Genomic DNA, 13288 nt, shown 5'->3' with positions numbered 1-13288 from the left:
ATGGCCAGGTTTACCTGCCGAGCGAATCTCACCCGATTGAGGGAATCCGGGTCGCGCGCGACGGCTTGAGCTGATCCGTGCGCGCGCCGATGCGCGGATCCTCTGTTCCGACAAGAAGGAGCCGGCCATGGATGCAGTCAGGACGCTGTTCGAGACCCAGCCGCTGTTCACTTTGTTCCTCACCGTGGCCCTGGGTTACGTTGTCGGCGAGATCAATGTAAAGGGGGTCTCGCTTGGATCGGGGGCCGTGCTGTTCGTCGGATTGGCGATTGGGGGATTTGCGCCGAAAGCGGCGCCACCCGCACTCATCGGGACTCTCGGCCTGCTGCTGTTCCTCTATGGCATTGGTATCCAGTACGGCGGCCAGTTTTTCGCGGGCCTGAGCAGTGCTCGAGGACTGAAGGCCAATGCCGCCGCCGCCCTGGGCGTGGTCGGCGCCGGATTCGTGTCGCTGGCGCTGGTGCCCTTGTTCGGTGTCAAGCTGGATGAATCGCTGGGGATGTTCGCGGGTTCAGGCACCAGCACGGCGACCTTGCAGGCGATCATTGCGGTCATGAAGAACGACGGCGCCGCGGTTGGCTACAGCGTGGCCTATCCCTTCGGCGTGGCCGGTCCGATCCTGGCCCTTTATGTCCTTGGCGCGGTGCTCAAGGTAAAGATCGAGCCGCCGCCGGAAAAGGTCATCGAAACGGCGGAGATTTCCCTGATGAACCGAGAGTTCATCGGCCTGAAGCTCGCCGAACTGAAGGCGCGCCTGCCCGCCGGGATGGCAATTGCCGCGGTGCGCCGCGAACACCATAACCAGTTGCCCAGCGAGGACCTGGTCCTGCGGGCCGACGATGTCCTGCTGGCGACCGCCACCGACCCGGCGGTGCTCCAGCACGCAGCCGCGCTCCTGGGCGAGTTGCAGCCGGGGCGGATGAGCAGCCACCGGGAGGATCTCGACTATGCCCGCGTGTTTGCATCGAGCCGCGCGGTGGTCGGGCTGGCGCTGCGCGACATCCGCTTTCCCGAGGGGGTTGTCTGCTCGATCGTGCAGTTGCGCAGGGGCGATGCCGACATGCTGCCTGGCCCCGGCCTCGTCCTCGAGGTCGGCGACCGCGTCGGCCTGCTGGTGAATCGTGCCCACGTAAAAGCGATGCGCAAGTTCTTCGGTGACTCCATCAAGGGCACCGCCGAGCTGAGTTTCATCTCGATCGGCATCGGTGCGGCGGTGGGGCTGCTCGCTGGCATGATCCCGCTGCCGATTCCGGGCGCCGGCAAGCTGAGCCTCGGGCTGGCCGCGCTGCTGCTGGTCGCGCTTTATCTTGGCAAGATCCGCCGGTCCGGGCCGTTCGTGTGGACCATGCCCTTGTCGGCCAATCTGGTTCTGCGCAATTTCGGCCTGACCATCTTTCTGGCGCAGGTGGGCATCGCCTCGGGGCCGAAGTTCTTTGCCACCATCAGCGTGACGGGGATCTCCTTCCTGCTTTACAGCATTGCCATCGTGCTGGCGCTGGTGCTGATCACGGCGTTGATCTGCCTGTGGGTTTTCAAGTTGCCGTTCGACATCACCGTGGGCGTCATTTCCGGCGCGACCGGGAATCCGGCGATCCTGGCCTTTGCCAATCGTGTGGCCCCCACGGACCAGCCCGACCTCGGCTGTGCCATGATTTTTCCTTCGATGACGATTGCAAAGATCCTGTTCGTGCAGATCGTCGGGGCATTGGCCGGGGGCTAGCCTCGCCAGGTCGTCACGTTCCCCGGAACAGCGAACCTCCATCCTCCTGGGAGACACGCGATGAAAATTGCCGTATTCAGCGCCAAGCCCTACGACCGCGAGTATCTCGATGCGGCCAACGCCGCCGAGGGGCATCAGCTCAAGTACTTCGATGACCTGCTGGATATGGACACGGTCGGCCTTGCCGCGGGCTGCGACGCGGTCTGTATCTTCGTGAACGACACGGCGGATGCCGCGGTGCTCGATGCGCTCAAGCGTGGCGGAACGAGCCTGGTCGCACTGCGCTGCACCGGATTCAACAACGTTGATCTGAAGGCCGCGCAAGGGCTTGGCATGAAGGTGGTACGCGTGGTCAATTACTCGCCCAACGCGGTCGCCGAGCATGCCGTTGCCCTGCTGCTGGCGGTCAACCGCAAGATCCACCGGGCCTACAACCGCACGCGGGACTTCAATTTTTCCCTCGACGGGCTGATGGGGTTCGATTTCTGCGGCAAGACCGTCGCCGTGGTCGGCACCGGCAAGATCGGCCGTGTGTTCGCCAGGATCATGATCGGTTTCGGATGCGAGGTCATCGGCTACGATGCCTTCCCCTCGCCCGAGTTCGAGGCCCTGGGGGCTCGCTATGCCGTTCCGGGCGAGATCGGCATCAGCGCCGATATCATTTCCCTGCACTGTCCGCTGACCCCGCAGACGTATCACATCATCAATGCCGACTCGCTGGCCCGCGCAAAGCGCGGCGCGTTGCTGGTCAATACCAGCCGTGGCGGGCTGGTCGATACCGAGGCCGCGATCGAGGCGCTGAAGAGCGGGCAGCTGGGCGGGCTGGCCCTCGACGTGTACGAGCAGGAGGCCGATCTGTTCTTCCGCGATCTCTCCGGCACCATCATTTCGGACGACGTGGTGCAGCGCCTGGTCTCTTTTCCCAACGTCATCGTGACCGGCCACCAGGCCTTCTTCACGCGGGAAGCCATGACGACGATCTGCGAGACGACCTTGCGCAACGTGACCGAATTCGCGTCGGGCCAGGCGCTGAGCAATGAAATCAAGGCCTGACATGACGCCCGGCTCCGGTCTTGCATAGCCGGTTCCTGCCGGGCTACCGGGCTTGCGGGCTAGCTAGCGGGCCAGCGCGCGCAGCGCTTCGATCAACTTGTCGATCTCCGCCTCGGTGGTGAGGTAGCTGACCGAAGCGCGCGCAACCTCGCTGAGCCCCCGCGCGTTCATGTCCAGCGGCGTATAGGCAATGCCATTGCTGCCGATCGTCACGCCGCGCTGCGCGAGGCTGCGTTGCACGTCTGCCGCGCCATGGCCGGCCAGGTTGAAGGCCACCAGTCCGGAGCGCTCGCGGCCCTGGTCCAGCACCGTCACGCCGGGGATCGCCGCCAGTTGCGCGCGCAGTGCCTGCGCGGTGGCGTCGATGCGCGCGCGGATGGGCCCGAGGCCGATTTCCAGGGCTTCCTGCAAGGCATTGGCCAGCCCGCAGTGCATTGCCTTCGCGGCTTCGGCCGACTCGAAGCGGGCGGCGTCGCCGCGCAGCACGGGCTCGCCGTCCGCGCCCAGCGGCGCCGAGTGTGTGTCGACGAAGGCGGGCGTGAGCCGGGGCAGGAAGTCCTTGCGCACGTACAGCAGCCCGGTGCCGCGCGGGCCGCGCAGCGCCTTGCGGCCTGCGCCGGTCAGCACGTCGCAGCCCAGCTCGGCCACGTCGATGGGCAGCTGGCCTACGGCCTGCGCGGCATCGATGAAGTACGGGATGCCATGGCGGCGTGTCACCTGGCCGATGGCCGCGGCGGGATTGATCAGGCCGCCATTGGCCGGCAGCCAGGTCAGCGAGACCAGCCGCACGCGCTCATCGAGCATGGCCTCCAGCGCCCGCGGATCGACCGCGCCGCTGTGGTCGGACGGAATCACCTCGATCGTCGCCCCCGCGCGCTGCGCGCCCAGGCGCATGGCCGCGAGGTTGCCGCCCCATTCGTGGCGCGCGACCAGGATGCGGTCGCCGGGCCGCCACGACGGCAGCGCGGCGAATGCCGCGCCCCAGCCGGGCGAGTTGCCGGTGGTCAGGGCGATCTCGGCGGGCTCGGCGTTGACCAGCTGCGCGGCGAGGGAGCGCGCGCGTGCCGTCTGCGCGCGCGCGGCCACGCCGGCTTCCATCGGCCCGGCCGTGGCTTCGCGCAAGAGCTGGGCCTGTATCGCCTCCAGCGTGGCGGCGGACGGCAGCGAGGCGCCGGCATGGTTGAAATGCGTGGTGGTGCGGGTGCCGGGCGCGCGGGCGCGCAGCGCCTCCACGGCGGCGGGTGTGAGGGGAGCAGGCATGGGACCTCCGGAGGCGCGCGACAGGGTTCAGGGCTGGGCCAGCAGGATCACGGCCTCGACTTCCACGGCCACGCCGCTGGGCAGGGCCGCCACGCCGACCGCGCTGCGCGCATGGCGGCCGGCTTCGCCGAAAACCTGCACCATCAGGTCCGAGGCACCGTTGGCGACGGCGCTCTGGCGGTGGAAGTCAGGCGTGCTGGCGACAAACACGCCCAGGCGCAGCACGCGCGCCACGCGGTCCAGCCGGTCGCCGGTGGCGGCGGCGATCTGCGACAGCAGGCCCAGCGCGCACAGGCGCGCGGCCTGCACGCCGTCGTCCTCGGCGATATTGTCGCCGAGGCGGCCGAGATAGGCCGGCTGGCCGTCCCTGCGCGAGATCTGGCCGGAGACGTAGAGCACATTGCCCTCCAGCACGAACGGCACGTAGTTGGCGGCGGGCGCGGCCGCCGGTTCCAGGGTGAGGCCGAGATCGGCCACGCGGGCGCCGAGGGATTGGGTCATGTCGGGGATGCCTGGTTAGCCCGGCTGGCGCAGCTTCGGCCGGCCGGGACGGGAAAGCCTCATCCTACGGGCAGCGGGAGCCTGTGACAAACCAGTTCTTGCGCACCATGCATGAGCAGGGCTAATGCATGGCGCCTGCCGGATCTTGCGCCACGGCCTCCATCAGCCAGGCGCGGAAGGCCTGCGCGGCCTCGCCCGGCGTGCCGCGCGGCATGACCAGCCACCAGCCGATGCGGGGGTCGTCCAGCATGGTGCCGGGCAGCGCCTGGACCAGCTTGCCGCTGGCCAGCTGCGGGGCGATCAGGCGGTGGCGGCCCATCGCCAGGCCCTGCCCGGCCAGCGCCGCCTCCACCACGATGTTGTAGTCGTGCAGTTGCACGGTCTGCGCCTGCCTCAGGTCCAGGCCGAAGCGATGCGCCCACGCGTTCCACTCGAACGGTTGCTTCGCATGCGAGGCCAGCAGCGGGTAGCGCAGCAGGTCCTGCGGCTGGCGCGGGCGGGCGGGACCGGCGATCAGTGCGGGCGCGCATACCACCGACAGGCGCTCGGACATCAGCAGCTGCGCGCGCACGCCGGGCCATGCGCCCTGGCCATAGCGGATCGCCATGTCCACCTCGCCGCCGGCGACGTCGGCCAGCGCGATATCGGGACGCAGATGCAGGTCGATGTCGGGACGGGCCGCGGTGAACGCCGGCAGCCGCGGCGCCAGCCAGCGGGTGGCAAACGACGCCAGCAGCCCGACGCTCAGCGCGGTACGCGCGGCGGCGGGGGCGCGAACCTGCTCGGTGCCAAGGCGCAGCAGCTCGAACGCCGCGTGTACCTGCGCGTAGTAGGCCTGGCCGGCCTCGGTCAGCGCCACGGCCCGCGTGCGGCGCTCGAACAGCGCCACGCCCAGGTCGGCCTCCAGCCGCTGGATATGGTGGCTGACGGCGCTTTGCGTCACGAACAGTTCTTGCGCGGCCTGGCTGAAGCTCAGCCGCCGCGCGGCGGCTTCGAAGGCCCGCAATGACAGGAGGGGCGGCAGGGATCGCGTGGAACGCATGAGCTGGATCGATGGCTGGGGCAGGGCGTCATGCTACTCCTTGCCCGCCGTGTGCGTGCCGGCGGCAGGGCCGCACGGCCAGGGGCCGCATCAGCGCCCGGCCGGGCCCGCCGCCTGGCCGACCAGCTGCCCGAGCAGCTTGACGCCCTCTTCGATGCGCTCGTCGGCAATGGCGGTGTAGCCCATGCGGAAATGCGGGGAGGGCGCATCGGTGGAGAAGAACACGTCACCTGGCTCGATGATGACCCCGTGCGCCAGCGCGGTCGCGGCCAGCTTGCGGGCGTCGAGCCCCGGCGGGCCTTCCACCCAGAACGACGAAGCGCCGGGCGAGTTGTGCGCGCGCGCCTGCGGCAGGTGGCGTGCCAGCATCTCGCGCAGGATTCCGGCGCGGCGCTGGAAGATCGGCGCCACGCGGCGCAGCAGCGCATCGTGGTGGCCCAGAGAGATGAACAGCGCGGTGGCGCGCTGGTTGTTGGCGGGCGGATGGCGCAGCATGAAGCGCCGCAGCGCGCGCGCCTGCCGGATCACGGCGGCGGGGGCGACGATATAGCCGAGCCGGATGCCGGGCACGAACGACTTCGACAGGCTGCCCACGTAGATGACGCGGCCGTCGCGGTCCAGGCTCTTGAGCGCGGGGACGGGCTGGGTCAGCGCCGGGTTCTCGGTATCGTAGTCATCCTCGATCAGCACCACGTCGTGGCGGCGCGCCTCGCGCAGCAGCGTCTCGCGCCGCTCCAGCGGCATGGTGACGGTGGTGGGGCACTGGTAGCTGGGCGTGATGAAGGCGTAGTCGCATTGCGCCAGCGCGGCATCCGGACACAGGCCGGACTCGTCCACCGGCAGCGGCACCACTTCGCGCGCGCGCATGCCGAAGATGTGGCGCGCGTCGTTGTAGCCCGGCTCCTCCAGCCCGACCCGCGCGCCCTGCATCAGCAGGTCGGCCAGCAGGTAGAGCGCGTTTTGCGCGCCCATCGTAACCATGATCTCGTCCGGGTTGGCCCACACGCCGCGCCGGGGCAGGATGTGCTTCTGCAACTGCTCGATCAGCAGCGGATCGTCCCGGTCGATCAGGTCCGAGGCCCAGCCGCGGATCTCCAGCACGGCCAGCGCCATGCGCGAGCATTCGCGCCAGTCGGCGGTGGGGAACAAGGCGGGATCGAACTGGCCGTAGATGAAGGGGTAGGGATAGTTCTGCCACTCGCTGGGCTTGACGATGGCGCGCCTGCCGGTCATGTCCGGCAGGCGCGCGGTCCAGTCGGGGCCGCCGCCCTGGGCGCCGTCCGCGGTCTCGCCCGCGCAGGCGCCGTTGGCGCCGGTGGACGCCGCCTGCGACGATGCCGTTGCCGGCCTGGCCGCGCTGGGCAGTTGCTCCACCACGAAGTAGCCGCGCCGCGGGCGGGTCTCCAGGAAGTGTTCCTCGACCAGTTGCTGGAAGGCCAGGATCACCGTATTGCGCGCGATGCCGAGGGTGGCCGCCAGTTCGCGGCTGGAGGGAAGGGCGCTGCCTTCCGGCAACTGCCGGGCCAGGATGGCCGACACCAGCCGCTGGCGCAACTGCGCCTGCAGGCTGACGCCGGAATCGGGAGATAGCTGCAACAGCCGGTTCCAGAAAGTGTTCGCCTTGCCCATGCTTGCCATGCCGCTTGCGCTCCCGCTCCTGCCTGAGTTGTCGTGACCGTCGTGACGAGCGGCAGATTATGGGCGATGCCGCGCCCCGGCGATATGCGGGTTGCCCGCAGGCCGGCGGGCGGCGTGCAAGAAGCGATGGCGTGGCCGCTGCGCTCCCCTCAACGGCCGAGGATCCACTGCGCCAGGCTCTGCAGGTCCTCCTTGGCCAGGCCCGGGTAGGGCGGCATCGGAACCTGGCCCCACTTGCCCGCGCCGCCGGCGGCAATGTTCTGCGCCACCAGCGCCGCGGCGCCGGGCTGGTTCGCGTACTTTGCCGCCACGTCCCTGAACGCCGGTCCTACGATCTTCTTGTCGACGGCATGGCAGGCGCTGCAGTTGTTGGCCGCCATCAGGGCCAGGGGATCGTGACTGCCGGCGGTGGCGACGGCAGCCGGTGCCGCGGCCCCTGCGCCTTGCGGCGCCGCCGTGCCCGCGTAGGCCGTGCGCTCCGCCCCGTATGTCTTGCTGAGGTAGTCGACCATGGCCGGAATGTCTTCATCCGGGAAGGGCGCGCCGAAGGGCTTCTTCATCTTCTTGACGGTGGCATCCCAGTAGCCGCGCGGCGACGACGGCGGCTGCGTCTGCACGTACTGCGCGGAGTGGCAGGTCATGCAGTTCTGCTGCACCAGCCGGTAGCCGGGCAATTCGCTCGGCGTGTAGCGCGCCGTCTCGGGCGGCAGGGTGATCTCCAGCGCGTGCGCGGCCGGCACGCCGGCGAGGCAGCCCAGCGCCAGCATGAAGCCGGCACGGCGCCCGGGTTTGACGAGTTGCATGGCTGCCTCCTTCATGCCGCCACCACGCGGGTGGTTTCCACCACGTTGCGCATATAGCCGGCCGGGTTCCACAGGGCGGCAAGCGGCTGGCTCTGCCCGATGCGATTGCTGGCGCGTACCTTCAGCTCGTACTCGCCCTTCTTCGGCGGCGTGAACGTCGCGGTCCATTCGCGAAAGGAGTAGCGGCCCAGGTCCTTGCCCAGTTGCGCCGCGCGCCAGGTGCGGCCGCCGTCGGTGGACAAGGCGACCTCGTCCACGCCAAAGCCGCCGTCGAACGCGATGCCGCGCAGCACGGTCTGGCGCCCGGCATGCAGCCTGGCGCCATCGGCCAGGCTGGTGATGAAGGAGCGCACGTTGAAGCGGTTGATCGGCACCGTGCGGGCGGGCGCGGTGCCGGGCGCCACGCAGGCGCAGGCGTTGTCGGGGATGCGGTAGGCGGCGGTCATCCAGAAGCCGTCGAACGGCTTGTCGAGCACCTGGATGTTGGCCAGGTGCTTGACCCAGTAGGTGCCGTAGTGGCCGGGCACGACCAGCCGCAGCGGGTAGCCGTTGAGCATGGGCAGGTCCGCGCCGTTCATGGCCCATGCGAGCATCACCTCGCCGTCGAGCGCGTGGTCGATGGCCAGCGCCTTGACGAAGTCCGGGCCGCCTTCCAGCGGTGGGCGGTCCATGCCGTCGAAGCTCACCTGCAAGGCGCCGGCCTGCACTCCGGCCTTCTCCAGCAATACCTTGAGCGGGATGCCGGTCCAGCGCGCGTTGCCCATGGCGCCGTTGCCCAGCTGGCCGCCGTTGGCGCGCGGCGAAAAGAAGCCGCGGCTGTTGCCCGAGCACTGGTTGACCGCCACCAGGTCCACCGGGGTGGACAGGCGCTTGATCTCGTCGAGCGAGAGTTCCAGCGGCGTGTTGACCTTGCCGCCTACGCGCAGGCGGTAAGCCTGCGGGTCGATGCTGGTGGGGATGCCGCTCCAGTGGTAGCGCACGAAGAAGGCGTCGTTGGGCGTGATCGCGCCGTCGTTGAACACGGCAAAGGGCGTTTCGAGCTGCGGCGGCCGGCTGGTGAGCAGGATCAGCGGCCGCTTCTGGGGAAAGGCGATGAGCTCGCGCTCGCCATTCTCGAACGGCATCTCGACCCGCGCACCGGCAGCGCCGGCCGCCAGCGCTTCGAGCGCGGGATGGGTCAGCGCCGCGCCTGCGCCCAGCGCGCCGAGGGCGCGCAGCGCGCCGCGGCGGCCTGGCCGGGATGGTGCGGGATGGTGCTTTTGGTCCATGCCTGTCTCCTCGTCTTCTTATGGTCTTGGGTCTTGGTGCCAGCCCGTGATCGGCTAGATCACTTCATCCTTCATGTGATACCAGCGATACAGGAACCACTGCCCGAAGCGGCGGAACGGCGCGAACGCCTGCGCCTCCACCATCTCGCGCACATTCGGGAACGGCAGCGCCGAGCGGAAGATCGGCAGCTCCGGCCCGGCGCTCTTGCCCGCGATCAGCGCCGCCATGCGCTTGCCCGCCTGCGCGGAGTACATCACGCCATTGCCGCCGTAGCCCATTGCGTAATAGATGGTCTGGGCCGGGTCGGGCTGGAAGATGCGCGGCATCATGTCGTGGCTGACATCCACCCAGCCCCACCAAGAATAGTCGATCTGGATGCCTTCGAGCGCGGGGAACTTGCGGTGCAGGTCGCTGACCAGCTTGTCCTTGTATTTGTGCTGCGGTGCATCGTTGCCGGTGATGGCGCTGCGGCTGCCGATCTGCAGGCGCCCGTCCGGCATCAGCCGGTAGTAGTGCCGCAGGATGCGGGTATCGGTGATGACCTGGGTCGTGCGGAAATTGCACGCGGCGCGCTCCGAGGGCGTCAGCGGGCGGGTGACGATGGAGTTCGAGAGGATCGGGAACAGGCGGTTCTTGAGCTGGGCGTGCAGGTCCGGCGAGGTGTAGCCGCCGGTCGCCACGCCGACCGCGCGGGCGCGCACGATGCCGCCCGGCGTCTTCAGGTAATGCACGCCGCCACGGGTCTCCCAGCTCAGCACCGGGCTGGACGGATGCACCCTGGCGCCCAGCGCGCGCGCGCGGCGCAAGTAGCCGAAGGCCAGCTTGCCGGCGTGGATGCCGATGCCTTCCGGCTCGTGCATGGCGCCTGCCGCTTCCTTGTCGTCGACGTATTCGCGCTTGACGGTGTCGGCGTCCAGGATGCGCGCGTCGTACTTGAACACGTCGCGCAGCACCTTGGCTTCCTTCTCCAGCGCGGGCATGACCTTGGCGCGGTGGGCGATATAGAGATGGCCGCCCGGCTGCGGATCGCAGTCGATGTCCTTGATCAGGCCCTTGAAGGTCTCCATGCCGTCGCAGACTTCCTCGTGCAGGCGCAGCGCGGTGTCCAGGCCGTAGCGCTGGATCCACTGCGAGCGCTTGAGCCGGCCCGAGGCGCATTGCGCCTGGCCGCCGTTGCGCGTGCTGCAGCCCCAGCTCACGCGGTTTGCCTCCAGCACGGTGGCCTTGATGCCGTGTTCCTGCGCGAGGAAGATCGCGCAGGTCAGGCCGGTGAAGCCGGAGCCGATGATGGCCACGTCCACGTCGATATCGTGGGTGATCGGACCGTCGTCGGGCGGCGGCTCGCCGGCAGTGCCGATCCAGTAGGTGGGCGCGTACTCGCGCCCCTGGCCAGGGGTGGGCGCGACCAGCGGGTCGTAGGCGGGATCGTAGGGCCGCGAAGGCGCGGTGGCGCGGTCTTCGGGCAGGATCAGTCGTGCTGCGGTGGCATCCATGTCTGTCTTCCTCATGTGCCCTCTGGCGGGGCCGGATCCGGTTCAGTTGCCTGCGCGGTTCACCGCGACAGGGGGGCGGTCCTTGCGGTAGGCGTTCTTCACGGCGATCTTGCCGTCGCGGAAGGTGAACACATCGACCATGCGCGCTTCGATGCGCGTGCCGTCCGCCCTGGTGCCGCGGAAGGTGGATTCGCTCACGCCGCGCTCGCCGTTGACGAAGTGCTCACCATCCAGCCAGGCGGCATCGGGGAATGCCTGCCATGCCAGCTGGAAGCCCTCGCGCACCGCCTCCCTGCCCGCGAAGGTGCGGCCAAACAGCTCGCCGCCGGCCACGGCATGGAACACGCAGTCGTCGGCCATGAAGCTCATCAGCGCTTCGATATCGTGGCGGTTCCAGGCGTCGGCGAAGGCCTGCAGGGTCGTGGTGGTAACTTGGGACGTGGTCATCGGGGTCTCCGGGATATCGTTGGTGAATGGCGCGCCACGCGGAGCGGCGCGCCTTATGACGTCAGCATAGTGAGATGGCGTGCAATGCAGTAGGGCCAGAGCGCGCCAATCGTTTGGGCCAGCGGCGGGCGGAACGGGCCGCTGCGATGGGCTAGCCGCAGCTGCGCATCAGGAGCGCCGCAGGCAGCATGTACACGGCCACGAGCGCGGTCCCGGCGGCGCGCTGGCGCCGCGATGCCGGCATCGCGGGGCGGGTCGGCCGGGCGGTGCGTCAGTCGGCGCGCCGTATCTCCGGCATGTGCGCGGCGACGCCATGCTTGCGGCATAGCTGGCGCACGGCGTAGGCGACGAGCAGGATGCCGAGGCTGGCCACGCCGAGCAGCAGGGGGGTGCGCTGGTCGGGGATGAAGGCCATGGCGACGACGATGCCGACCATGCCGGCAATGGCGACATAGGTCAGGTAGGGGAAGGCCCACATGCGCACCTTGAGCCGGTGCGGCGCTTCGCGCTCGAGGCGGCTGCGCAGGCGCAGTTGCGAGATGGCGATCAGGATGTAGACGAAGATCGCGACGGTGCCGTAGGAGTTGACCAGGAAGGCGAACACCTTGTCCGGCGAGACGTAGGACATCACCACCGCGCCGTAGCCGAACAGCGTGGCGAACAGGATGGCCCTGACCGGCACGCCGTTGCGGCTCAGCGTGGCGAGCGCCTTGGGCGCATCGCCACGCTTGGTCAGCGCGAACAGCATGCGCGAGGAGGCGTACAGGCCGGAGTTCAGCGCGGACAACACGGCGGTCAGCACCACCGCGTTCATGATCTGCGCGGCCGCCGGGATGCCCATGGCCTTGAGCGCGCTCACATACGGCGTGGCGATGCCGGCGGAATTCCACGGCACCAGGCAGACCACCAGCAGCACCGAGCCGACGTAGAACACCAGCACGCGGGTGATGACCGAGCTGGTTGCCTTGGCCACTGCCTTTTGCGGCTCGGCGGTCTCGGCCGCGGCGATGGTGACGATCTCCGCGCCGAAGTAGAAGCCCGTTGCCGCGACCGCGCCGGTCAGCACCGGCATGATCCCGTTCGGCGCGAAGCCGCCATGCGCGCTCAGGTGCGCCACGCTGGCGCTGGCGCCGGGCCACATGCCCAGCACGAACAGCCCCGCCAGGAACAGGAACACCACGATGGCGGCAACCTTGATCGAGGCGAACCAGAACTCGAACTCGCCGAAGGACTTCACCGAGATCAGGTTGGTCAGCGTGAGCATCACCAGCAAGACCAGGCTGATGCTCCAGCCCGGCACATCGGGTAGCCAGAAGCGCACCAGGTCGGCCCCGGCGACGGCCTCGAGCGCGACCACGATCACCCAGAAATACCAGTACATCCAGCCGGTCAGGAAGCCGGCGAGGCCGCCCAGTGCCGGGCGGTCGCTCCAGGCCTCGCGGGCGTATTCGTAGAAGGAGCCGACGGTGGGCAGCGCGCACGCCATTTCGCCCAGCATGCGCATCACCAGTACCACCAGCAGGCCGGTGATGAGGAAGGAGAGGACGGCGGCGGGACCCGCGGACCGGATGACCACGCCACTGCCGACGAAGAGGCCGGCGCCGATCACGCCGCCCAGCGCGATCATGGTCATGTGGCGCTGCTTCAGCCCGTGCTTGAGGCCGCTTGATTGCTGCTGATCGTGAATCACTTTGCTTAGTCTCCTGGATTGCTCAGGGGTCATGCGCCACGGTTTCTATAGTAGGTCGGCGATTGGCTCGCCGCCCCGGGGGCCGTGGTCGTTGCGTCATGTGCCGCATTGCGCGCGGCCGCCTGACGCGAGGGTCGGATACGCCCTTGCCCGGCGGGCCGGGCAAGGGCGTATCGCGTGCTCGCCTGCTGATCTGCATGGCTGCCGATACCTGCCGGCCTCACAGGGACTCAGACGAAGTCCTTGTACTTGTCGAGGGTGCGCACGGGCTTGGCGAGCGCATCGCGGCGGAACGGGTCGCCGAGCTCGCGGGTGCACATGATCTCGATGATGGTGGTCTTGCCGTGATTCATCTGCAGATCGATGGCGCGC

Annotated in this window: 11 protein-coding genes; 2 read left to right on the top strand and 9 right to left on the bottom strand. The window is 68.9% G+C overall.

All coding sequences use genetic code 11. The features are described 5' to 3' along the window. The first annotated feature begins 127 nt into the window (after window positions 1-127). A complete protein-coding gene (locus AB4Z48_RS12820) occupies window positions 128-1720 on the top strand; it encodes an aspartate:alanine exchanger family transporter (protein WP_441614389.1) in 1593 nt (530 codons plus the stop codon). Window positions 1721-1780: 60 nt separating this feature from the next. Next, on the top strand, window positions 1781-2773 hold the full coding sequence (locus tag AB4Z48_RS12815; protein ID WP_441614387.1) for a 2-hydroxyacid dehydrogenase: 993 nt from the start codon (window positions 1781-1783) through the stop codon (window positions 2771-2773). 63 nt (window positions 2774-2836) lie between these two features. On the opposite strand, the gene AB4Z48_RS12810 is transcribed toward AB4Z48_RS12815, so the two are convergent. The 9 genes from AB4Z48_RS12810 to AB4Z48_RS12770 all read right to left on the bottom strand — a co-directional run bounded on the left by AB4Z48_RS12810 (window position 2837) and on the right by AB4Z48_RS12770 (window position 12949). Beyond that, window positions 2837-4033: an aminotransferase class V-fold PLP-dependent enzyme gene (locus AB4Z48_RS12810; protein ID WP_441614386.1), complete on the bottom strand. Its 1197-nt coding sequence runs from the start codon at window positions 4031-4033 to the stop codon at window positions 2837-2839. A gap of 27 nt (window positions 4034-4060) precedes the next feature. Further along, window positions 4061-4534 carry a RidA family protein gene (locus tag AB4Z48_RS12805; protein ID WP_441614384.1) on the bottom strand — a complete coding sequence of 158 codons (474 nt, stop codon included), beginning with the start codon at window positions 4532-4534 and terminating at the stop codon, window positions 4061-4063. Between the two features lie 121 nt (window positions 4535-4655). Further along, a complete protein-coding gene (gene gcvA / locus AB4Z48_RS12800; RefSeq protein WP_441614382.1) occupies window positions 4656-5576 on the bottom strand; it encodes a transcriptional regulator GcvA in 921 nt (306 codons plus the stop codon). Between the two features lie 90 nt (window positions 5577-5666). Beyond that, window positions 5667-7214 (bottom strand): MocR-like pyridoxine biosynthesis transcription factor PdxR, encoded by a 1548-nt coding sequence (gene pdxR / locus AB4Z48_RS12795; RefSeq protein ID WP_441614380.1) that lies wholly within the window; start codon window positions 7212-7214, stop codon window positions 5667-5669. 149 nt (window positions 7215-7363) lie between these two features. Then, complete coding sequence (sorB, locus tag AB4Z48_RS12790) at window positions 7364-8017, bottom strand: SorB family sulfite dehydrogenase c-type cytochrome subunit (protein WP_441614378.1); 654 nt, start codon at window positions 8015-8017, stop codon at window positions 7364-7366. An 11-nt stretch (window positions 8018-8028) separates the two neighbouring features. After that, window positions 8029-9285, bottom strand: coding sequence for a SorA family sulfite dehydrogenase catalytic subunit (gene sorA, locus AB4Z48_RS12785; RefSeq protein ID WP_441614376.1), 1257 nt, complete (start codon window positions 9283-9285; stop codon window positions 8029-8031). 54 nt (window positions 9286-9339) lie between these two features. Then, entirely contained in the window at window positions 9340-10779 is a 1440-nt protein-coding gene (locus tag AB4Z48_RS12780; protein ID WP_441614374.1) for an NAD(P)/FAD-dependent oxidoreductase, read from the bottom strand. A 42-nt stretch (window positions 10780-10821) separates the two neighbouring features. Beyond that, window positions 10822-11226, bottom strand: a complete 405-nt coding sequence (locus AB4Z48_RS12775) for a nuclear transport factor 2 family protein (RefSeq protein WP_441614372.1) — start codon at window positions 11224-11226, stop codon at window positions 10822-10824. Between the two features lie 271 nt (window positions 11227-11497). Further along, window positions 11498-12949, bottom strand: coding sequence for an amino acid permease (locus AB4Z48_RS12770; RefSeq protein ID WP_441614370.1), 1452 nt, complete (start codon window positions 12947-12949; stop codon window positions 11498-11500). Window positions 12950-13288: the final 339 nt, after the last annotated feature.

The sequence above is a fragment of the Cupriavidus sp. 2TAF22 genome (assembly GCF_052115045.1).
Lineage (GTDB): Bacteria > Pseudomonadota > Gammaproteobacteria > Burkholderiales > Burkholderiaceae > Cupriavidus.
Note: the sequence above shows the minus strand (reverse complement) of the source record. Positions and strands in the feature narration are given on the sequence as shown.

Bases quoted from the DNA above. Each gene is read 5' to 3' on its own strand.
- AB4Z48_RS12780 (WP_441614374.1), bottom strand. From the start codon at position 10,779: ATGGATGCCACCGCAGCACGACTGATCCTGCCCGAAGACCGCGCCACC.
- gcvA (WP_441614382.1), bottom strand. From the start codon at position 5,576: ATGCGTTCCACGCGATCCCTGCCGCCCCTCCTGTCATTGCGGGCCTTC.
- AB4Z48_RS12775 (WP_441614372.1), bottom strand. From the start codon at position 11,226: ATGACCACGTCCCAAGTTACCACCACGACCCTGCAGGCCTTCGCCGAC.
- sorB (WP_441614378.1), bottom strand. From the start codon at position 8,017: ATGCAACTCGTCAAACCCGGGCGCCGTGCCGGCTTCATGCTGGCGCTG.
- AB4Z48_RS12770 (WP_441614370.1), bottom strand. From the start codon at position 12,949: ATGACCCCTGAGCAATCCAGGAGACTAAGCAAAGTGATTCACGATCAG.
- sorA (WP_441614376.1), bottom strand. From the start codon at position 9,285: ATGGACCAAAAGCACCATCCCGCACCATCCCGGCCAGGCCGCCGCGGC.
- AB4Z48_RS12820 (WP_441614389.1), top strand. From the start codon at position 128: ATGGATGCAGTCAGGACGCTGTTCGAGACCCAGCCGCTGTTCACTTTG.
- AB4Z48_RS12805 (WP_441614384.1), bottom strand. From the start codon at position 4,534: ATGACCCAATCCCTCGGCGCCCGCGTGGCCGATCTCGGCCTCACCCTG.
- AB4Z48_RS12810 (WP_441614386.1), bottom strand. From the start codon at position 4,033: ATGCCTGCTCCCCTCACACCCGCCGCCGTGGAGGCGCTGCGCGCCCGC.
- AB4Z48_RS12815 (WP_441614387.1), top strand. From the start codon at position 1,781: ATGAAAATTGCCGTATTCAGCGCCAAGCCCTACGACCGCGAGTATCTC.
- pdxR (WP_441614380.1), bottom strand. From the start codon at position 7,214: ATGGCAAGCATGGGCAAGGCGAACACTTTCTGGAACCGGCTGTTGCAG.